Below are 22,099 nucleotides of genomic sequence, written 5' to 3' on the forward strand. Positions count from 1 at the left end.
ATTAGTTCAAGGTTCCAGCCTTTGCGTATACAAGTTCGCAAAGGCGGGTACCGCATACGTTAAAACACCACTTCCACCTCAAGTTCCCCTGCCTTCTCCATCTTTTTAACCATATCGTTGATCGGGTTAACCCGGAACCTCCTCGACATTACATCGAGATAAATATTCTCCTGGTCATCGCGGATCTTCATGTACAACGGTGTGTTTCCGGAAAACTCCATGCACACATCTTCTATCTTGCCAATCAGGTCTTTGGTTATTTCCCGTGCGTTTATTTTCAATTGAACCCCCTTGCTTCGCTTCACCCCTATCTCGTTCAGCAAATCTATATTCCTGATCTTGAACTCTATATTTTGCTGGCCCCAGGTGTTCTTCACCACGGCACCTTCTATGAACAGGAACCAGCCGGTGTTCATAAAGTTTTTAAACTTCAGGTAGTCTTCTCCAAACAGGGTAAAGGTATAGTTACCGTTATAGTCTTCCATGGTAAATTTACCAAAGGGCTTACCCGTTTTGGTAGTGCGGTGCTCTACGCCTGAAACTATACCACCTAATTTCAGTTCCCTCCCCAGCATCGGATCAAGTTCTCCTAGCTGACTGCAGGTTACGGTACAGAACTTTTCCATCTCAAACTTGAAGTTATCAAGCGGGTGACCGGATATATATATACCCACCACTTCTTTTTCGAGATTAAGTTTTTCAATTTCACTAAACGGTTCTACATATTCTATTTTCGGTTTAGGCATTACTGTGCCTGAACTTCCTCCGAATAAACTTGCCTGGGCACTCTGCTCTTCCTGTTGTGTTTTGGCCGCGTACTTAATCGACTTCTCCAACAGGTTTATATCTCCATCTTTGGCAAATACATACTGTCTGCGATGTATACCCTGGAAGCAATCAAATGCACCGGAGAGCGCAAGACACTCAAATGTCTTTTTATTTACCGAGCGCTGGTTCATACGCTTGGCAAACTCAAATATATCTTCGAACGGTCCGCGTGCATCACGTTCCTGGATGATCGCTTCTACGGCTGCTTCACCGGCACCTTTAATAGCACCGAGTCCAAAGCGGATCTCGCCATCCTTATTTACTTCGAAGAATACACCGGATTCATTAACGTGTGGTCCTAATACTTTTATACCCAGGCTTCGGCACTCTTCAATATGGAACGTAACACTCTCGAGGTTGCTCTGGGAGTGTGTTAATACAGCGGCCATATACTCTGCCGGGTAATTTGCTTTGAGGTATGCGGTGTGATATGCAACAAGTGAGTAACACGTAGAGTGCGATTTATTAAACGCATACTGCGCAAACGCCTCCCAGTCGGTCCATATCTTCTCACATATCTCCTTGGCATGTCCGCGTTCAGCACATCCTTTGATGAACTTATCTTTCATCTTGTCGAGGACAGCCTTCTGCTTTTTACCCATCGCTTTACGAAGCACATCGGCATCACCTTTACTGAAACCGGCAAGCTTCTGCGACAACAACATTACCTGCTCCTGGTACACTGTGATACCATAGGTCTCGGCAAGGAACTCTTCCATCTCCGGTAAATCATACTTGATCGGTTCGCGACCATGTTTACGATTTACGAAGGCAGGTATATATTCCATTGGGCCCGGACGATACAGGGCGTTCATGGCGATGAGATCTTCAAATTTATCGGGCTTTAGCTGACGCAGATATTTCTGCATCCCTAAACTTTCAAACTGGAACGTTCCAGCTGTTTCGCCTCGCTGAAAGAGTTGATAGGTCTTGGCATCATCCAGGGGTATATCATCTACTACTATGGTTATACCGCGGCTCTTCTTCACGTTACGCACCGCGGTGTTAATTACCGACAGCGTTGTTAACCCGAGGAAGTCCATTTTCAACAACCCCGCACTCTCTACCACACTGTTATCGAACTGTGTTACCAGCATGTCAGAGTCTTTCGCAACAGACATCGGTACGAACTTGGTCAGATCATCCGGCGTAATAATTACACCGCAGGCGTGTGTACCGGTGCTTCTTACAGAACCTTCCAACACGACAGCTTGCTTGAGTACATCGGCACGCAAGTCTGTACCCTTCTTTATATCGGCCAGTTCTTTTACTTCTTCAAAGGCAGCATCGAGTGTTGTTCCCGGTTTCTCCGGAATCATCTTCGCGAGCAAGTTCGAATCTGCCAATGGGAGTTCCATTACACGCGCGCAATCCCGTATGGATGACTTTGCAGCCATCGTACCGTAGGTAATGATTTGCGCTACCTGTGTCTTGCCATATTTATCAATTACATATTTCAATACACGATCGCGACCTTCATCATCAAAGTCAATATCAATATCGGGGAGTGATACACGGTCCGGGTTAAGAAAACGCTCGAACAGCAAATCGTACTTGATCGGATCTACGTTAGTTATACCGATGCAATACGCTACCGCAGAACCTGCAGCAGAACCACGACCAGGCCCTACGGATACACCCATCTCACGCGCCTTCGAGGTAAAGTCTTGTACAATGAGGAAGTAACCAGGATACCCTGTCTTCTGAATGGTTTCCAATTCGAAGTCAAGACGCTCCTGTATATTTGGTGTAATCTCTTCGTATTTCTTCCGCGCACCTTCGTACGTGAGGTGGCGCAGGTATTCATCTTCGGTGTTAAACTCTTTCGGTATATCGAACTTCGGAAGCAGTACGTTACGATCGAGTTTATAGCTTTCGATCTTATCGAGTATCTCACTGATTGTTTCGATCGCTTGTGGTAAATCGCGGAAAATGGATTTCATTTCATCCTGCGACTTGAAGTAATACTCTGTATTCGCTAAACCATACCGATGTCCACGACCATACCCGATCGGTGTCGATTTGAATTCACCTTCCTTTATACACAACAATACATCGTGGGCATTGGCTTCTTCTTTATCGAGGTAGTATGATTCGTTGGCTGCAAAATATTTTACACCATGCTTCTCTGCAAAGCGAAGCAGCACTTCATTCACGTGATCTTCTTCCGGTATACCATGTCGGTTTAACTCTACATAGAAATCTTCGCCAAACAGATTGTGCCACCACTTGAAAGCTTCTTCAGCTTGCTTCTCACCAACGTTCAGAATAAGGTGCGGCACTTCGCTGGAGAGGCCACCCGTGATAGCGATCAGATTATTTTTATACTCTTCGACCAGCGCTTTATCAATACGCGGAAATATACCATACAATCCTTCAATGAAACCGTATGAGCTAAGCTTGGCCAGGTTGTGATAACCATCTTTATTCTTGGCGATCAACACCTGGTTATAGCGCTTGTCTGGATTATCTTTTGTAAACTTTAACTTCTTACGTTCCTCTGCTATATAGAACTCGCAACCTACTATAGGTTTCAATTCGTGGTTTAATGCTTCGCGCACAAACTTGAACGCACCATACATATTACCCAAATCAGTAAGTGCAACCGCTGGCATATTCAACGCCTTGGCTTTTGCCACCATGGATTTTATATCGGGCGTTGCCTGCAGTACGGAGTATTGCGAATGTGCATGCAGGTGTACAAAAGGTTTATCGGTTAATACAACCGGTTCATCCTTCAGCGAGTATGAAGCATCTTTCCGTTTCTCTTTCTTGGCAAAGTTTGCTGCATCAAGATTAGGTTCTTCATATACGATAGCATCAAACGGTGTATCATCAAAAGGCTTTACTACTTTTTGCTTGATCAAGCCGAAATAGCATCGTGCCGTTGCGGCAACATCGTAGGCAGCATCGTGCGCATCGCCAAAGTCTTTACCAAAAAGTTTTTGGTGCAGCTCGATGAGGCGTGGCATCTTTAAACGCCCCCCTATACCTCCGGTCAATTGACAAAACTCTGTCGAAGCTATACCAGTATCAATTCTGTCGAGGTTGGTAAATTGTTCGGGCGCCAGGCTCTTCCGAATAAACTCGGCGCCTATAATATTGATATCGAATTCAATATTGTGTCCGACCAGTAAAGATGTTTTCGAAAGATCCTGTATAAATGTACTGAGTACGGTAAAAAGATCGTGTCCTTCTGCCAGGGCGCGTTTCGTAGAAACTCCGTGTATCTGCTCAGCCTTATAGGGTATATCAAATCCTTCGGGCTTAACTATATAATTGTGGTTGGAGATGAGTTTACCGTTGCTATCGTGAAGTTGCCAGGCTAGCTGCACGAGCCTGGGCCAGTTGTCGAGGTCAGTTATAGGTGCGGTCTTATTATGCGGAATACCTGTGGTTTCCGTATCAAAGATTAAATACATCAGCGATTATCCGATTAGTGGTTTTAGCACAAAGTTACTTTTTAAGAAGTACTTTTTCGTGCTCAAAAGTTTCTTCTTGACGAGAATATTCCTGTACATTTTTCGTATCAGCAGCATCCAGTATTGGGAATTTTAATGCAGGAATGAATCAAAAATTTCAAGCTTCCTTATCTGTGAATATATTCAACAACCTGTTTTTCAGAAGTTTAATTTTTCAGGCCTGATTGTTGGCACATGTCGCAACATATTTAACGGTCTATGAAAGACTTATGGAAGCTTATTGCTCGTTTTGCTCGCAAAGAATGGTTTCTGCTCCTGGCAGTGGTTGTTATTGCACTCATTATACTTTTGTTCGAGCTGCTCCTGTAACAATGACACCCCTGTGATTGTTCTCTATTTAGAATTTTTATAAAGTATACTTGTCTTTGGTGAAATAGGCTTTGAGAACTATTTTTCGCAAAAATTCTACAAGGCACAATTAACTATGAATTGGTTCACCAAAATTCTTACGAGTTCACTCGGTAAGAAATTCGTAATGGCGCTCACCGGGTTATTTCTGATCAGTTTCCTGGTAATTCATTGCACCATTAACGCGATGATTTTCTTTAACGATGGCGGGGCCACCTTTACACACTGGGGGCACTTTATGGGGACAAACACCATTATCCGGACTTTAGAAATCGGATTGATCATTGGATTTTTACTGCACATCTACGAAGGGCTGTTGCTCTGGAAACAAAACCGCGATGCGCGTCCCGTTAAATATAGCTATGTAAAGCACCCGGAGAAAAGCAAGTGGTATAGCAGAAGCATGGGTTTACTCGGTACACTCATCCTGTTGTTCCTCATCATGCATACAGCGCACTTCTGGATTCCAAACCGTACCCATCAGTTTGTTGAAGGTGAAGAGTTACCACTCTATCAAATGATGCTGGATATATTCCAGAATCCATTGATCGTAGTACTCTATCTTCTTGGATGTTTCTCACTCTTCTGGCATTTGCTCCACGGTTTCAGAAGTTCATTCCAGTCACTGGGTCTGAACCACGTGAAGTATAACAAGACAATCACTTTTGTCGGCACAGCCTTCTCTATTGTGGTGCCATTCATTTTCGCAATGATGCCGATATCCATTTACTTCAAGTGGATTCAATAAAGTATTCCGGAAGATTAACAGATTGATAGTTTCTCAAACAAAAAGATATGGCTGCACTTGATTCTAAAATTCCAACCGGTCCGCTGGCCGAGAAGTGGAGTAACTATAAAGAACATGCAAAGCTGGTTAACCCGGCTAATAAACGTAAAGTAGAAGTAATAGTAGTAGGTACAGGACTTGCCGGTGCATCTGCCGCAGCAACCCTGGCAGAACTCGGATATAAAGTAAAAGCATTTTGCTTTCAGGATTCACCAAGACGTGCGCACTCTATTGCAGCACAAGGTGGCATTAACGCAGCAAAGAACTATAAGAACGATGGAGACTCTGTTTACCGTTTGTTCTATGATACTATAAAAGGTGGCGACTTCCGCGCACGCGAAGCCAATGTATACCGACTGGCTGATGTATCCAGAAATATTATCGATCAGTGCGTAGCACAAGGTGTACCGTTTGCACGTGAGTACGGTGGCTTGCTTGACAACCGCTCTTTCGGTGGTGCGCAGGTATCGCGTACGTTCTATGCCCGCGGACAAACCGGACAACAATTGTTGCTGGGTGCATACGGTGCGTTGGAGCGCCAGGTGGGCTTAGGAAATGTAAAGATGTATAACCGCCATGAGATGGTGGAAGTAGTTACCATCGATGGTAAGGCACGTGGTATCATTGCCCGTAACCTCATCACCGGTAAACTGGAACGCTACTTTGGCCACGCAGTAATTCTGGCAACGGGCGGATACGGTAACGTGTTCTTCCTTTCTACCAACGCTATGGGTAGCAACGTAACGGCTGCCTGGAAAGCTCACAAGAAGGGTGCATACTTTGCCAATCCTTGCTATACTCAAATTCACCCGACTTGTATACCGGTAACCGGCGACTATCAATCCAAGCTTACGCTGATGTCTGAATCGTTGCGTAACGATGGTCGTGTGTGGGTACCGAAGACAAGAGAAGATGCTAAAGCAATTCGCGAAGGCAAAAAGAAACCGGAAGACATCAGAGAGGAGGATCGCGATTACTACCTCGAAAGAAAATATCCTTCCTACGGAAACCTGTGTCCTCGTGATATAGCCTCACGTGCAGCAAAAGAAGCATGCGATGATGGCCGCGGTATTGTTCCATCAGGCTTTGGTGTATTCCTGGATTTTGCAGACGCTATTAAACGCCTTGGTGTAGATGTAGTGAAGGCTCGTTACGGTGAATTGTTCCCGATGTATCAGAACATCACCAACGAAGATCCGCTGAAGACTCCTATGAAAATATACCCTGCCGTTCACTATACGATGGGTGGACTTTGGGTAGACTATGAACTGATGACATCTATTAAAGGTTTATACTGTTTAGGTGAAGCAAACTTCAGCGATCACGGTGCGAACCGCCTCGGTGCTTCTGCTTTGATGCAAGGTCTTGCCGATGGGTACTTTGTAATTCCATATACTATAGGAAACTATCTGTCTGGGGAAATATTTACAAAGCCTATAGCGCTTGATCACCCTGCGTTTGTGGAAGCAGAGAAAGAAGTTCAGGCTCGTGCTGAAAAACTCATCAGCATCAAAGGAAAGAAAACAGTTGATGACCTGCATAAGCAGTTGGGCAAGATCATGTGGGAGTACTGCGGTATGGCCCGCACTGCAGAAGGTCTGACAAAAGCGAGAAAGATGATTCAGGATTTGCGCAAGGAGTTCTGGAGCAACGTAAATATTCCGGGCTCACTGAATGAATTTAACCCTGAGTTTGACAAAGCCGGTCGTGTGGCCGACTTCATTGAACTGGGTGAGCTAATGGTGGTCGATGCCTTGAACAGAAATGAATCATGCGGTGGTCACTTCCGTGAAGAATACCAGGAAGAAGGCGAAGCGAAGCGTGATGACGAAAAGTACGCTTACGTAGCAGCATGGGAACATACTTCCGTAGATTCAGATCCTGTGCTTCACAAGGAGGCTTTGGTTTACGAGAACATTGAAATGCAAACAAGAAGCTATAAATAATAAGGGATCATGAAATTTAACTTAAAGGTTTGGCGCCAGAAAAATGCTAATACGCCAGGTAAGTTAGTAGACTATAGCATTGATAACGTCAATGCAGACATGTCGTTCCTGGAAATGATTGACATATTGAACGACAACCTGGTGCGTAAAGGTGAAGAGCCTATTGCGTTTGATCATGATTGCCGTGAAGGTATCTGTGGTATGTGCAGCATGTATATCAACGGTCGTGCACACGGCCCGCACCATGCAGCCACTACATGCCAGCTATATATGCGTACGTTCAACGATGGTGATACAATCTATGTAGAGCCCTGGAGATCGAAAGCATTTCCAATCATCAAAGATCTTGTAACGGATCGTAATGCATTTGACCGCATCATTGCATCCGGAGGTTTTGTGAGTGTAAATACAGGTCAGGCACAAGATGCCAACAACCTTCCTGTAAATAAAGACGATGCTGAAAAAGCAATGGATGCTGCTGCATGTATAGGCTGCGGTGCCTGCGTAGCGGCTTGCCCGAACTCTTCAGCGATGTTGTTTGTGTCTGCTAAAATTTCGCAACTGGCTTTGTTACCGCAAGGGCAACCAGAACGCGACCGCAGAGCGATGTCGATGGTAAGTCAAATGGACGAAGAAGGTTTTGGTAACTGTACTAACATCGGAGCTTGCGAAGCTGAATGTCCGAAAGAAATTAAGCTGACCAACATTGCCCGCATGAACCGCGATTACTTTGCGGCATCATTCGGTTCCCAGGAAACAGTTTCAACGGGCGAAGGACACTAGACAGAAAGTCTTGCAATCAAATAGAAAACGAAAGGCTGAAGTAACATTCGGCCTTTCGTTTTTTTATTTGCGAATCAACTACCGTATACGCAATTCAGGCTGCTTCAGAAATATTCAGCATTTACAGAAATTAAAAGGATGCATGTGCGTATTAAATTTACTATGGGTAAATCTTAAATCGATTGTTTAGTTTTTTACTTTTTATAGATTTGCCAGTAACCAAAAGGAAGTCGTGAGTAATGCAATTGTCATAATTCCTACCTATAAGGAACGGGAGAATATTCGCTCGATCATTGATACTGTATTTGCATTACCCAAGGAATTTCACATCCTGATTGTTGATGATAATTCTCCGGATGGCACCGCGCAAATCGTGGAGCAACTCCAGGAGGCTTACAACACGCCCACCGAAACAAAGCTACATTTACTGAAGCGCCCCGGTAAACTTGGCCTGGGTACAGCCTATATTACCGGTTTCAAGTTTGCGCTTGAACGCGGCTATGACTATATATTGGAAATGGATGCTGATTTTTCACACGATCCGAAAGACCTGGTACATCTATACCTGTCGTGTGCTGAGTTTGGAAGCGATGTATCGATCGGGTCGCGTTACGCCACCGGAGTTAATGTAGTGAACTGGCCTATGGGCCGCGTGCTGCTCTCCTATTTTGCGAGCAGTTATGTGCGCCTCATCACCAGTATACCGGTGCACGATACCACGGCCGGCTTTGTATGCTATAGCCGCAAAGTATTGGAAACTATACCACTCGACCAGATCCGATTTGTTGGGTATGCTTTCCAGATCGAAATGAAATTTATAGCCTGGAAGTTCGGCTTTGTATTGAAAGAAGTACCTATCATTTTTACTGATCGCACCCGCGGAGAATCCAAAATGTCGCCTGGCATTTTCAAGGAAGCATTTTTTGGTGTTTTACAGATGACGATCCAGAGCTGGTTCAAGAAATATATACCGGCACAGCCCTAAAAAAAAATGGTTGACCTTTTTCAGATCAACCACTAAGATTAAAGTGTTTTGAAAGCCTAATCCTGCAAGCCTACGAAAGTGATAGGTCCTACGTGCGACTTCACCAACTCCAGATCCGGTTCGGTGATCTCGGCTTCGTAGCCATCTTCCTTTAGCATGTTGAGAATGTCTTCCGCAGCTTCGCGTTGTTTGTAGATGTGATAATCTTCTCTTGCAAAAACAGGGTAGCGACCCAACTTCTGCTCACGATCAACAAAGTTAAAACCACATAAAAACAATTTGCTGTTTGCATGCTGAATGCGGTAAAGTGGCATTTGCGGATATTTCTGCAGCCATTCTACAACATCTTCGCGTGTACCTTGTACAATTTCCGTCAGCTTGAAAATCCGCATTACTTCGCCTTGGTTGGGCTTGTCCAACATGCGCAAGTCAAAGTTGTGAACATAAGCAGACAGACCAACACATCCGCATAATACCATGAGCGGATTCTGTGCATCACCGTGCAACCGCACATCGAGGTTTTTAGCATTAAAAAACGCTTGAAGCCTGCGGTTTCGCTTCTGGATTGTTGATGTCAGGTCAGGCCTGACAGGATTTTTGAATTTTAATTGCATGACATTAAAACATTTCTGTATAAGGTGGGCTCCTTACAATAACAAAAGTAGGAAATTATTTGAAGTTTAAACGATTATTAACATTGATTAACATTAATCAAAACGAATCGCCTTTATCGGGCTTACGCGCGTAATTACCATCGTTGGTACCAGCAGCACCACCGTAACGACCAGGAAGGTAGTCAGGTTTAATAATCCCACGATTTCCCAATGCCAGCTAATGGGCACAACGCTCATATAATAATCGTGTGGATTCAATTTAACGAATTTGAACCGATATTGCAGATAACACAATCCCAAACCAATTACGTTGCCTAACAGCAGGCCTTTCAGTATAAGACTCACACCCTGGTAAACAAAGATCGAGCGTATCAGTTTATCACCTCCACCCAGTGCTTTCAACATACCAATCATCTGGGTTCGCTCCATTACTAATATCAATACAATAGAAATCATATTGACGCACACTACTGTAAGAATAATGCCAAGCAGAATATTTACCTGACGGCTTAACAGGTTGAGCCACTCAAACACTTGCTGATACCGATCGCTGACACGTTCAATGTTCAGATCGAAATCCATCTTTTGCCCTATAGCGAGACCGGTGTCATCGATGTGCTCAACATCGTTGGTAAACACTTCAATACCTCCTGCGAGGCTATCGGACCAGTCATTCAATCGCTGGATCAATCGTATATCTCCTATAATTACTTTACTATCAAAATATTCAGAGAGATTCGTTTCATAGATACCAGCCACTTTAAGCTTTCGGAAGCGTGGAGGATTCTGAAAGAAATGAACAATGATGTTATCACCAACTTTCAGATTAAGTTTATCGGCGATGATCTTGCTGATAACAACCTGGTTTGCATAGCCCGAGTCCGGGAACTCTATAAATTTTCCTTCGAGTAAATTTTCCCCGAATGATTTTATGTCAAAACTTTTCCCCACTCCTTTCATCACTACACCCAATACTTCTTCATCTGTTTTTACCAGCCCAGCTTTATGTGAGAACTCCTGTACGTGGCGAACATTCGGATAGCGCTCCGGGTGATCATATACATCTATATGAAACTTCATCGGTTGTTCGTCCGTGGAGTTGTTCATTGTAAAGCGTGTAATCATCAGGTGGCCGCTGAAACTATATATCTTGTTCTTCACCGTTTCCTGAAAACCTTTCATAATCAGAAACGAAATAATAGCAGCACCTAATCCAATACCAATACTGAAGATCGCGATGCGATGAATGGTAGATGAGAAGCCTTGCTTTTGTTCGCGGCTTATTCTTTTGGATATGAAATACGAAAGGTTCAACTCTTCTTACTAACTTTTCAGCGCAATGATTGATGCAAAATAGGATTTGAAAAGCCGCCATCAAAGACTATCATCTTTTAATAACTGTGTATGAGAATAAAATTGTTGTTCCTGTTGCTGGCCAGTATTGCCTGTCGCAGTCCTAAAAATACAACCGCCACCACCACACCGCCTCCCATTGAGAAGCCTCCGGTTGCAGAACAGCCTGCACCTGCTACGAAACCCGGCAAGCTTGCGTTGGGTGCCGAGCAGCTTGATGTGCTATTGAGCAAATTGCAGAACCAGCGTGTAGCACTCGTGGTAAATCAGACTTCCATAGTCGGCAAGAGACACCTGGCCGATACGTTGAAAAGCCTGGGAGCAAACCTCGTGAAGATCTTCGGTCCGGAGCACGGCTTTCGCGGTGCTGCTGCCGATGGAGAGCATGTGAAAGATGGTATTGACAGCAAAACAGGTTTACCCGTAGTATCGCTCTATGGTAAAAACTATAAACCTACACCCGAGCAACTCAGCAATGTAGATATAGTTGTGTTCGACATTCAGGATGTGGGCACACGATTCTATACCTATATCAGCACCATGCACTATATGATGGAGGCTTGTGCCGAGTTGCATAAAAAAATGTTTATTCTCGACAGACCCAACCCGAATGCGTATGTGGATGGGCCGATCAACCAATATCCGCTGAAGTCGTTGGTGGCGATGCATACTATACCGATTACACACGGACTTACCGTTGGAGAGCTGGCGCACATGATTAACGGAGAAGGCTGGCTCACCAATCATGTTAAATGCGACATCGAGGTGATACAGATGAAGAACTGGAAACACACGGATGATTACTCGCTGCCGGTACGCCCGTCACCAAACCTGCCCAACGATCAGGCTATACGCTTGTATCCATCAATCTGTTTGTTTGAAGGTACTGTGATCAGTGTAGGACGCGGAACACAAATTCCTTTCCAGATACTCGGAAATCCGGAGTTAAAAAACATGCCTTTTCAATTTACACCGGTGAGTATACCAGGCATGTCTACTTCGCCACCACTCGAAAACAAATTATGCTACGGGCTTGATCTGCGAAATGTACCAGTTGCGAGAAGAATTGATCTCAGCTATGTAATCCAACTCTATAAAGCCTATCCGGATAAGGAAAAATTCTTTGTTCCTTACTTCGATACACTTGCCGGTACTACCGAATTGAAACAGCAGATCAAAGACGGACTTACCGAAGAGCAGATACGCGAAACGTGGAAAGCCGGTTTGGAAGAATATAAAAAGAAAAGAGAGAAGTACCTGTTATATCCATAAGCGGTTATACCGATCGTTATTTATACCGGTAATTATTCTATGACGAAAGCTGAAAAAGTAAACGACATTCTGGCTATACTCGACCACTACTTTCCGGAGCCGGAAGTGCCGTTGCATCATAAAGACGCCTATACATTACTCGTATCTGTTTTACTCTCGGCTCAATGCACCGATGAGCGCGTAAACAAAACAACACCGACTCTTTTCAAACGTGCGGATAATCCGTATGACATGGTAAAGATGTCGGTAGAGGAAATCCGTGACATCATCAGACCCTGCGGACTCTCTCCTATGAAATCGAAGGGTATATATGGTTTATCGCAGATATTAATCGACAAGTATAACGGTGAAGTACCTAATACATTTGAAGCACTCGAAGAACTTCCGGCTGTAGGACATAAAACAGCATCGGTTGTGATGACGCAGTGGTTTGGTATTCCTGCCTTCCCGGTTGATACACATATACATCGTCTTGCCTATCGCTGGGCATTAACCAACGGTAAAAGTGTAGAGCAAACCGAGCACGACCTGAAGCGACGGATTCCAAAAGAGAAATGGAATAAAGTCCACCTACAATTTATATACTTCGGCAGAAAGTTTTGCCCCGCCCGGGGACACCAGTGGATGGAGTGTCCGATTTGTTCGAAGTATATGCGGAAGGAACTGCGCGACTAGCTGAAAGGCTAGTTGCGAGCTTTGAGCTGTGAACCGCGAGGAAACTTAGCAGCTTCACACGGCCATATAGCTTACAACTTTATGATAGTACCATATCGTTTCTTGTCTGACAAGAGATAAACTGAACCATCATGCTTCATATATTTTATATAGGTGAGACATTCAATGTCACCTACCTGTTCGCAAACGGGTAGTATTACCATATCTTCATTGATGGTATATATATTTTCTATTGGGTCATCAAGACTCGTTTGCACAACCGTTTCAGTCCTGGTAGAATCAGAAACATCTACATGCATAATAGCTCTCTGATCGTTTTCGCTGAAGAAGATTGACAATACGGTACCGGAGGAATCCATTGCTATTGCTTCAAAGCCTGGACTGTTCTCCCGTATCTTCATCATCGTTTTGTTTCGTTCAAAATTATACAGGTAGCAATCAAACTCCTCGTCTTTAAACAGTCCTAATGTCACCCCACCACCAACAACAGCTGATGATTGCGGCTTGAACCCGACATCCATACTCATCGTAAGGTATGTATTTCCCTTTATGGTGCCGTCACCTATAAAGTATATTATGCCGCCTTCCGCCACTGCATATAGATTTCCGTATACATCGTTATAAACCAACTTGCAATTATCAACTACTTTCGCGGGCCAACCGTCAACATATGCATACAGTTCATCCTGCAAAGTATAATAAAGAACCCCTTCTCTATCAACATATAGTTTATCGAATGCATCCATTACTATTTCATCATCGGTTGCCTCTTCACGCAAATACCTGGTGATGACGTGTTCCCTGTTATCAAGATCACCATAGTAAAAGTACTTATCCTGGAAGATTGCATATTCCGAAGATAATTCATCTGTAAGAATATATTTTGTTTCGATCGCTTCACCAGTCTTCTTGTTAATGAAGTACGACTCCTCACGTCTGTAGAATGAAATCAAAAAGTACTGATCATCGATATCGTTAACTACATAGGTATCAAATCCACCCTTTGATTTTCCTTCAATGGTAAACCCCGCTTCTATCAATGATCCAGTCGCTCCGACTTTATATAAAGTTTCATGAAGGTATACATGTCCTTTAACCTCAATTGGTTTTTGAGGATTTTCTTCGGAGAACATGACCACAGCATCAGCCACATTCACATGAACGAGGCGAGCGTCATCACCGCCCGGCACAACTTCATCATCCTCCTTGCAACCCAATAAAAAAACTGTTGCCACGATCAGCGAAAAGTATTTTGGGAAATTCATTCGTGGGGTATTTAGAATGTTCTTCCAATATACACGCTTCGTTTTTAAAATTCTCCCCGTACAATCACGATATCGACCTCTTATACATCGTAAAAAACAAAAATGGTAGAAAACCAAAGCTGAACAGCCCGGCTCCCGTAAGTAAAAGCACATCGGCCCATTGCAGGTGAAACAATTTGAATACAACAGCCATGCCTGTAGCAAGTGCGCTTAAGATACCCAGAATGATGCGGGCACGATCTGTCCACGGAGCCTGAAGATTTACTTTAAAATGATTGATCACTGCCAGTGGCAAGAAAATAAGTGCGAAGGTCAGAAAGCCATACGTTACCAATTGATCGCCACCCGGCATATGTAAAAGTTTGAACGTAACACCCATACTCATACCGCTCGTAGAGGCGAATCCGATGCCATACATAATCTTTTTCATGTTCATCAGTTTAGCGTTTAACAATAAAAGCGTTTCCTGTTCAATCTCTGCCAATCCCTCCGGGGCGAATTCCTGTATCGCCTTCGTGAGCGCTACATCAAACGGTATATCTTCTTCCATCTTCAACTCTACCACACAACATAAATGATCCAGCACATCGTCCTGCAGCGCTCTTATACCTATACCGCCATGTTTCACGCGACTTCGTATATACTCTACCTGTTCTTCGGACAGCGTCATATCGATTTCAATTGCGGAAAAACAATCTTGTTCAGTGTACCAATAAAATCCTTAAGCTCTTCGAGGTAAGCTATTTTTTCCTTCTGCCCTTTCTTTGTTAAGAAATAGTACTTGCGAACGCGTTTCCCTATATACTCTTCTTTATAGGAAAGCAATCCATCGGCCGTCATCTTCTGCAAGGCCGGATATAGCGAACCATCCTTCAGATGAATCTTACCACCCGTCAATTCCTTTACGTGCTGCGAAATTTCATAGCCGTACATTTTCTCATGATCCGCCAGTAATTTCAAAATTATAGCCGTGAGCGTACCTTTCAGCAGTTCTTTCGAATACATAGAACGAATATACATAGAATTATGATGTATCAAAACAAAATATATTAATCTTCAATGTACTATGCACAAAAAAAAATGAACATTGCTGTAATTACATCCGATGCACGCTAACCACGCGTACACCCTCTTGCAGCCAGCCCGCCAGAACCCAGCATCCTAAAAAAACAAATGCCGGACGTGGTCAACGTCCGGCACTGCCTTGCGCGATCCCAACCGGGTCAGGACAAAAAATTCGCGCCACTACACTTTAAAAAATTGGCACCCGACACCGGCAAAAAATATTTACAACCAACAACCACTACGAATGGAGTAAATGACCTGTCGTGCCGAAGTGCCATATCTTCTAAGACACCTATACCTACATTTAGTATAGATGTACTCTTACTTAATCTACATTATCGTGCAAAAACTTGTTGTTACCCAAGATGTTGTTATCATCATTCAGGTTATACTTCGAAATGAAAGGTTCTGATGAATGCGGCACATCCTGCATCTTAACACCTCTGCGGAGGTATGCCGGCAGCGACCACTTTTCATTGAACTCTTCCTTCGTCATTTCAGGCTTACGCACTTGCTTCAACTTGTCATGACGCTCTTTCGCCTGTTGCTCCAGACGTTGCTTCGTAGTACGAAGCTCCATCATACCATCATCATTGATAACCTGGTCGCCATACTGCACAGAGGTTACATCAAAGTCGTCATCACGAAAGAGACTGTCTTCGCCATCATCATCGGTGCGTGCAGGAGGATCCATTCTGTTGTTGAACGGACCTGTGAATGTAACTTCACGTTCCATCGGCTTATCATCGTTTCGTTCAGGCTTAGGCTCCTGCTGTTTGCTCTTCAGTTCAACATCCTTTTTCTCGTTCATAGAATTATTAACCGAGCTGTCAACATTACCGTTGAACAACCAGCCTTGTGAACGATCGAGGTCATGGACCTTCTTTACATCTTCCTGTTTTTTAGCAGGAGGCGTCACTCTTGAATCTGACAAAAAACCGGTAGCAATAACAGTCACTCGGATTCTGTCACCCAGATCAGGATCAACACCGTGACCGAAGATCATCTCAGCTTCTTCACCTGCCTGCTCCTGTATATACTCTGTGATCTCAGACAATTCATCCATCTGCAACTCAGCTTCAACACCCGAGATAATGGAAAGCAATATTTTCTTCGCTCCCATGATGTCGCGATTGTCAAGCAACGGAGAGGCTAGAGCACCTTCAGCTGCTTTCTTCGCGCGGCTGTCACCACGTGTCTCAACAGATCCCATAACAGCAGCACCGGCATTTAACATTACCGTGCGCACATCCTGGAAGTCTACGTTTACATAACCTGCCAGTGTAATGATCTCTGCTATACCTTTCGCAGCAGTCGTTAATATATTATCAGCCTGTGCAAAAGCCTGGTTGATCGAAAGATTACCATAGATCTCGCGCAGTTTGTCATTCAAAATTACCAGTACGGTATCGCAGTTCTGACGCAGCGCTTCTATACCCTGCTCGGCTTGCGCAGTTTTTTTCTTTCCTTCGAAACCGAACGGAGCTGTAACAATTCCTACGGTAAGGATGTCCATATCTTTCGCGATCTTGGCGATTACCGGAGCAGCACCTGTTCCTGTACCTCCGCCCATACCTGCTGTTACAAAAACCATTTTTGTACCGTTCAGCATTTCGCGTATCTGCTCTTTGCTTTCAAGCGCAGCATTCTTTCCAACTTCCGGGTTTGCACCACAGCCCAACCCTTCGGTCAGGTTGGTACCGATCTGAAGTTTACTCGGCACCGGGCTGCCATTCAGCGCCTGGTTATCCGTATTACACACGATAAACTCAACATCTTTAATGCCTTGTTTGTACATGTGATTCACAGCATTGCTTCCGCCACCGCCAACACCGATCACCTTGATGATCGACCGAGTCTGGCTGTGCTTCGGAACTTCAAATTTGTAGGATCCTGTTTCAAACATGATTATAAACTTTTAGTGGTTGTTTTCTTTTTTTCGGATCAGCGCGCAAAATATATACTATATATTCAATGCCCTACATCTGATCGCATTTTAATATTCATTCTTTCCGTCAAGATCATCGATCAACAGACTCTTGGTCTTATTCAAGATGTCGTTGAAGAAACTTTTCGATGACACGGGCTTCTTCGGTTTCACAGCAGCTGCATTCTTCACTGCTATTACTTCGCGCGCTTCCTTGTATCGGTCTTCACGTTCGTCCAAGGACCGGAATCCAGCGAGCACCAGTCCTACTGCCGTAGCATACATAGGACTCTTTATCGCTTCAATTTTACTCTTGCCCAGATGTTCGTTCGGATATCCAATCCGTGTATCCATACCGGTCATATACTCTACCAGTTGCTTGAGGTTTGCAAGCTGCGAACCTCCACCCGTGATCACAATTCCGCCAGCCAACCGGTTCTCAAAACCAGAGCTTATAATCTCTGCATGCGCCATCTCGATAATCTCTTCCATTCTCGCTTCGATAATGTTGGAAAGATTCTTTACCGAGATCTCCTTGGCTGCACGGTTTCGTATACCCGGAATTGAAACGATCTCATTTGGACTTGCCTCTTCCGCTATAGCTTTTCCGAAGCGCGTCTTCAATTGCTCTGCCTGTTGTGGCAGAACCATCAATCCCTGTTTGATATCATTGGTGATAATGTTACCGCCAAACGGGATCACCGCTGTGTGACGAATAATGTTATCATAGAATATAGCTATATCTGTAGTACCACCACCGATGTCGATGAGACATACACCGGCTTCTTTCTCCTCATCGTTCAACACGGCCAGGCTGGACGCCAGTGGTTCCAGGATCAGGTCGTCTATTTCCAGACCTGTTCTGCGTACACATTTATTTATATTATTGATCGCGTTGGTTTGTGCTGTAATGATGTGGAAGTCTGCTTCCAGACGAACACCCGACATACCCACCGGTTCTTTAATACCATCTTCATAATCAACCATGTAGTCTTGTGGCATTACGTGAATGATCTGACTTCCGGGAGGAACCACCATGCGATACATATCCTGTGTGAGGCGTTCTACATCGGCAACAGTAATTTCATCTTCCTTGGAAGTACGGGTTATACCACCATGTTGTATGAATGAACGGATGTGCTGACCAGCTATACCTACATTTACCACACCTATATCAATCCCTGCCTGATCACCGGCATCACGAATCGCCTTCTCAATGGCATATACAGTCTTATCTATATTGAAAACGATCCCCTTTACCACACCCTCAGACTCAGCTTTACCCATGCCAAGCACTTCGAGTTTTCCGAATTCATTCTTACGGCCAACAATAGCACAGATCTTGGTTGTGCCTATGTCAAGCCCTACTACTATTTTTTCCTGTCCCATGGTTGTAAACTTTTTTTATAGTGGTTGTTTTCTTTCTTCTTAAATCTCCCTTTCGGGATCTATACTGTTTCCAGTCTTGTTGTCTCAATTCTATTCTGCTACAATCTGCCCTTCGTACTCCAGGTTCACGCGCTTGTATTTGTTCCAGCCCATTCGCGGAAGAATTTCTTTATAGAATATCTTCAACTTTTTGAACTTCATTTCGAGGTTATCGGGTTTACCGAACTCGATGCGCTCATCACCTACCTGCGAGAACATGGTAACGCGTGCTTTACTGTCTATGTCCAATTGAGCGATCTGTGCACTCCAGAACTCATCGTCCCGTATCGCTTTGATCAATTCCAGCAGTTGCTTGCCTTCCTCCGTTTCATCTACAGTTTTCTGTTTCAGCAGTTGACGGATATAGGGACCACTGATCAGCACTACACGTGACGTAAATCTGTCGGATACCGGCATCACTCTTCCATCCTCTGCTATATATCCGTCCGGACCATCGTTGCGAACGATCCGGGCTACCGGCCTGCGCAACTCTACATTCACTACTACATTTCCCTTCAGGTCGCTATATAACTGCGCGTCTTTTATAAAGGGTTCTGCTTTTACACGCTTCTCAACTTCTTTCAGGTTTACCGTGGTGATCTCAGCACCTTTCAGATTTTCCTGGTTCAGCTGCATCAGCTTCATTACATCGCTTTCGTCCAGGAAATGATTCTCATGAACGTTGTCGATCTTTACCGATATATCCTTTATCGAAACCTCGCCTCTTCTGCGTTCGGTAAAAGCAATGATCGCCAGTACAATAAGTATAGCGGCACCGATCTTGACTTCACGCTTCAGGTTAAACTTAAACTTCATACTTCCTCAGCACCAATTCCTTTATAGGCTCAATAAATGTATCGATATCGCCTGCTCCTACCGTTACGATAACATCCAGGTCGCTGTGTCCTAATTTCTCCATCAGGTCGCTTTTGTTACAGCGATACTTCACCGGACTTGTTATATCCTGGAAGATCATATCGGAATCAACACCCGGTATCGGCAGTTCGCGTGCCGGGTATATATCCATCAGGTATAATTCATCCGCCAGGCTCAGGCTCTTTGAAAAACCTTCTGCAAAGTCACGCGTGCGTGAGTACAGGTGCGGCTGGAATATAACCGTAAGCTTACGCGAAGGATACATCGATTTCATGGAACGTAAGAAAGCTTCTATCTCTGTCGGATGATGTGCGTAGTCATCCACATAGATAACTTTCTTTCCTTTCACAATAAATTCAAACCTACGTTTTACGCCTGTAAATGTTTCAAGCGCCTTTACAATTGTTGCTATATCTATACCACACAAGTGTGTTGCTATGGAAGCTGCAATTGCATTTTCAATGTTATGAAAACCAGGGACACCGAGCTTGACGTGCTCGACCTTGCCAAATCCGTGGAGGTCGAACTCAAAAAATCCACTCATCGCGGTAATGTTGCCGGCAAAAAATTGTCCCCGGCTCATGCTATATATACTTTTACTTACGTGGCTCACATCACTGGCCAGCAGTTCTGCCACTGATTCGTGAATGATTAACGAACCTCCGTTGTTGATCTGTTTGATATAGTCTTTAAACGAAGTGATCAGACTGTTATGATCACCATATATATCCAGGTGATCTGCATCGGCTGAGGTGATCACCGCGATCTGCGGGAACAACCGCAGGAACGAACGATCGAACTCGTCAGCTTCCACCACTACCAGTGTATCCGGATTTACATCGCCCTGCATGACCAGGTTCGAATTATAGTTGGTTGTAATACCTCCTAAAAATCCAACCATATCCCTACCGGCCGATTTCAAAATGTGCGCTACCATGGAGGACGTTGTTGTTTTGCCATGGGTACCCGCTACACCAATGGTTTTATATCCTTTGGTGATCAGGCCTAAAACTTCCGAGCGTTTCAGAATGGTATAGCCTTTCTCCTTGAGATACGCGTGCTCCTGGTGATCTTTCGGAATAGCCGGAGTAAATACTACCAGCGTTTTATCTTTTTGTTCGCGCACTTCGGTTGGTATCAGTTCAACTTTATCATCAAAGTGTATCTGCATACCTTCCTGCTGCAACGCTTCTGTAAGCTTGGTAGATGTCTTATCGTAGCCGGAAACCTTCAGGCCTTTCTTCATAAACCACCGTGCGAGGGCGCTCATGCCGATACCACCTATACCGAGAAAAAAAACATTATCGTATTGTTCGATCTTCACTTACGTATGCGCTATTAATTTTTCTATTTCATTTACTATATCTTCCGTGGCATTCGGCTTGGCAAGTTTTGCAATATTAGCCCGAAGTTTTTCAGCACGGCTATCATCAAACAAAAGCTGAAGCGCTTCATCTACCAGTCTTGTGTTTGCATCCTTATCCGGAATCAGTATCGCTGCATCTTTATCCGCCAATGCTTTTGCATTTTTGGTCTGATGGTCCTCCGCTACATTGGGAGACGGCACCAGTATACATGCTTTCTTCGCGATGCAAAGTTCGGATACAGCCAGTGCACCGGAACGTGATATCACCACATCAGCAGCAGCATAGGCCAGGTCCATCTCGCGAACAAAATCCTGAACGCGGATCTTCTTCGTATCATAGCTGCCGAGCCGATTCTTATAAGTTTCAAAATATCCTTTACCGGTTTGCCAGATCACCTGTATCTGTGCTTCACCCAGTTTACCGATACCTGCGAGTATACTTTCGTTGATCGTTCTTGCCCCGAGACTTCCCCCGATGATCAGCAGAGTTTTTACATTGCCGCTGAAACCGAAGTGACTTATTCCCTTCTCACGTTTTGTATCTGTGCTCAGTATATCTTTACGCACCGGGTTGCCGGTAAATACGATCTTCTCTTTCGGGAAATACTTTTCCATACCGTCATACGCCACACATACCCTGCTTACTTTATTCGCTACTTGTTTATTGGCAAGACCTGCGAATGAGTTCTGTTCTTGTATAAGAGAAGGTATATTAGCACGTGTTGCTGCGATCATGATCGGGCCGCTGGCATAACCACCCGTTCCGATAACTGCATGCGGCTTGAACTGTTTTACAATCGCGCGCGCTTTCATATAGCTTACGATCATCTTGACCGGGAACAACAGATTGGACAACGTAAGCTTGCGTTGCAAACCGCTGATCCAAAGTCCAACGATTTTATAGCCCGCCTCCGGAACACGTGTCATTTCCATTCTGCCTTGTGCACCCACAAAGAGTATATCTGCATCGGGGTAACGCTCGCGAAAAGTATTCGCAATCGCTACGGCTGGAAAGATGTGTCCTCCGGTACCGCCTCCGCTAATGATTAATCTATATGGTTGCTGTTGCTTCAAGCTATATTTCTATTCTATCTATACT

17 protein-coding genes are annotated in these 22,099 nt (G+C 44.4%); 6 read left to right on the forward strand and 11 right to left on the reverse strand.

Going from position 1 to position 22,099, the window contains the following annotated elements; translation table 11 throughout:
* Positions 1-59 precede the first annotated feature (59 nt).
* Positions 60-4,250, reverse strand: a complete 4,191-nt coding sequence (gene dnaE, locus ACFQ21_RS07245) for a DNA polymerase III subunit alpha (RefSeq protein WP_377576924.1) — start codon at positions 4,248-4,250, stop codon at positions 60-62.
* A 484-nt stretch (positions 4,251-4,734) separates the two neighbouring features.
* Between dnaE and ACFQ21_RS07250 the strand changes: the two genes are divergently transcribed.
* The 4 genes from ACFQ21_RS07250 (at position 4,735) to ACFQ21_RS07265 (ending at position 9,159) form a co-directional block, all read left to right on the forward strand.
* A complete protein-coding gene (locus ACFQ21_RS07250) occupies positions 4,735-5,406 on the forward strand; it encodes a succinate dehydrogenase cytochrome b subunit (protein WP_377576927.1) in 672 nt (223 codons plus the stop codon).
* 47 nt (positions 5,407-5,453) lie between these two features.
* The gene (locus ACFQ21_RS07255) at positions 5,454-7,391 is read left to right on the forward strand and encodes a fumarate reductase/succinate dehydrogenase flavoprotein subunit (protein WP_377576930.1); all 1,938 of its coding nucleotides are present in this window, start codon (positions 5,454-5,456) and stop codon (positions 7,389-7,391) included.
* A gap of 9 nt (positions 7,392-7,400) precedes the next feature.
* On the forward strand, positions 7,401-8,174 hold the full coding sequence (locus ACFQ21_RS07260; RefSeq protein WP_377576933.1) for a succinate dehydrogenase/fumarate reductase iron-sulfur subunit: 774 nt from the start codon (positions 7,401-7,403) through the stop codon (positions 8,172-8,174).
* Positions 8,175-8,406: 232 nt separating this feature from the next.
* On the forward strand, positions 8,407-9,159 hold the full coding sequence (locus ACFQ21_RS07265) for a polyprenol monophosphomannose synthase (RefSeq protein ID WP_377576936.1): 753 nt from the start codon (positions 8,407-8,409) through the stop codon (positions 9,157-9,159).
* A 56-nt stretch (positions 9,160-9,215) separates the two neighbouring features.
* On the opposite strand, the gene ACFQ21_RS07270 is transcribed toward ACFQ21_RS07265, so the two are convergent.
* Positions 9,216-9,773 (reverse strand): hypothetical protein, encoded by a 558-nt coding sequence (locus ACFQ21_RS07270; RefSeq protein WP_331966117.1) that lies wholly within the window; start codon positions 9,771-9,773, stop codon positions 9,216-9,218.
* Between the two features lie 93 nt (positions 9,774-9,866).
* Positions 9,867-11,087 (reverse strand): ABC transporter permease, encoded by a 1,221-nt coding sequence (locus tag ACFQ21_RS07275; RefSeq protein WP_377576939.1) that lies wholly within the window; start codon positions 11,085-11,087, stop codon positions 9,867-9,869.
* 90 nt (positions 11,088-11,177) lie between these two features.
* Here ACFQ21_RS07275 and ACFQ21_RS07280 point away from each other — a divergent pair, with 90 nt between their 5' ends.
* Both ACFQ21_RS07280 and nth read left to right on the forward strand, forming a co-directional pair.
* Positions 11,178-12,398 (forward strand): exo-beta-N-acetylmuramidase NamZ family protein, encoded by a 1,221-nt coding sequence (locus tag ACFQ21_RS07280; RefSeq protein ID WP_377576942.1) that lies wholly within the window; start codon positions 11,178-11,180, stop codon positions 12,396-12,398.
* Between the two features lie 39 nt (positions 12,399-12,437).
* Positions 12,438-13,073, forward strand: coding sequence for an endonuclease III (gene nth, locus ACFQ21_RS07285; protein WP_377576945.1), 636 nt, complete (start codon positions 12,438-12,440; stop codon positions 13,071-13,073).
* Between the two features lie 71 nt (positions 13,074-13,144).
* Here the strand turns inward: nth and ACFQ21_RS07290 are convergent, their stop codons facing one another.
* The 8 genes from ACFQ21_RS07290 to murG form a co-directional block, all read right to left on the reverse strand.
* Positions 13,145-14,338, reverse strand: coding sequence for a hypothetical protein (locus ACFQ21_RS07290; RefSeq protein WP_377576948.1), 1,194 nt, complete (start codon positions 14,336-14,338; stop codon positions 13,145-13,147).
* A gap of 64 nt (positions 14,339-14,402) precedes the next feature.
* Complete coding sequence (locus ACFQ21_RS07295) at positions 14,403-15,008, reverse strand: hypothetical protein (protein ID WP_377576951.1); 606 nt, start codon at positions 15,006-15,008, stop codon at positions 14,403-14,405.
* Complete coding sequence (locus ACFQ21_RS07300) at positions 15,005-15,343, reverse strand: PadR family transcriptional regulator (protein WP_377576954.1); 339 nt, start codon at positions 15,341-15,343, stop codon at positions 15,005-15,007. The genes ACFQ21_RS07295 and ACFQ21_RS07300 overlap by 4 nt, the downstream gene beginning before the upstream one ends.
* A gap of 385 nt (positions 15,344-15,728) precedes the next feature.
* Positions 15,729-17,309 (reverse strand): cell division protein FtsZ, encoded by a 1,581-nt coding sequence (gene ftsZ, locus ACFQ21_RS07305; RefSeq protein ID WP_377576957.1) that lies wholly within the window; start codon positions 17,307-17,309, stop codon positions 15,729-15,731.
* 90 nt (positions 17,310-17,399) lie between these two features.
* Positions 17,400-18,719, reverse strand: a complete 1,320-nt coding sequence (ftsA, locus tag ACFQ21_RS07310; RefSeq protein ID WP_377576960.1) for a cell division protein FtsA — start codon at positions 18,717-18,719, stop codon at positions 17,400-17,402.
* Positions 18,720-18,809: 90 nt separating this feature from the next.
* Positions 18,810-19,574, reverse strand: a complete 765-nt coding sequence (locus tag ACFQ21_RS07315) for a cell division protein FtsQ/DivIB (RefSeq protein ID WP_377576963.1) — start codon at positions 19,572-19,574, stop codon at positions 18,810-18,812.
* Complete coding sequence (gene murC, locus ACFQ21_RS07320) at positions 19,564-20,958, reverse strand: UDP-N-acetylmuramate--L-alanine ligase (RefSeq protein ID WP_377576965.1); 1,395 nt, start codon at positions 20,956-20,958, stop codon at positions 19,564-19,566. The genes ACFQ21_RS07315 and murC overlap by 11 nt, the downstream gene beginning before the upstream one ends.
* On the reverse strand, positions 20,959-22,074 hold the full coding sequence (murG, locus tag ACFQ21_RS07325) for an undecaprenyldiphospho-muramoylpentapeptide beta-N-acetylglucosaminyltransferase (protein ID WP_377576968.1): 1,116 nt from the start codon (positions 22,072-22,074) through the stop codon (positions 20,959-20,961).
* Positions 22,075-22,099: the final 25 nt, after the last annotated feature.

This window comes from Ohtaekwangia kribbensis, from assembly GCF_042676245.1.
Taxonomy (GTDB): Bacteria; Bacteroidota; Bacteroidia; order Cytophagales; family Cyclobacteriaceae; genus Ohtaekwangia; species Ohtaekwangia kribbensis.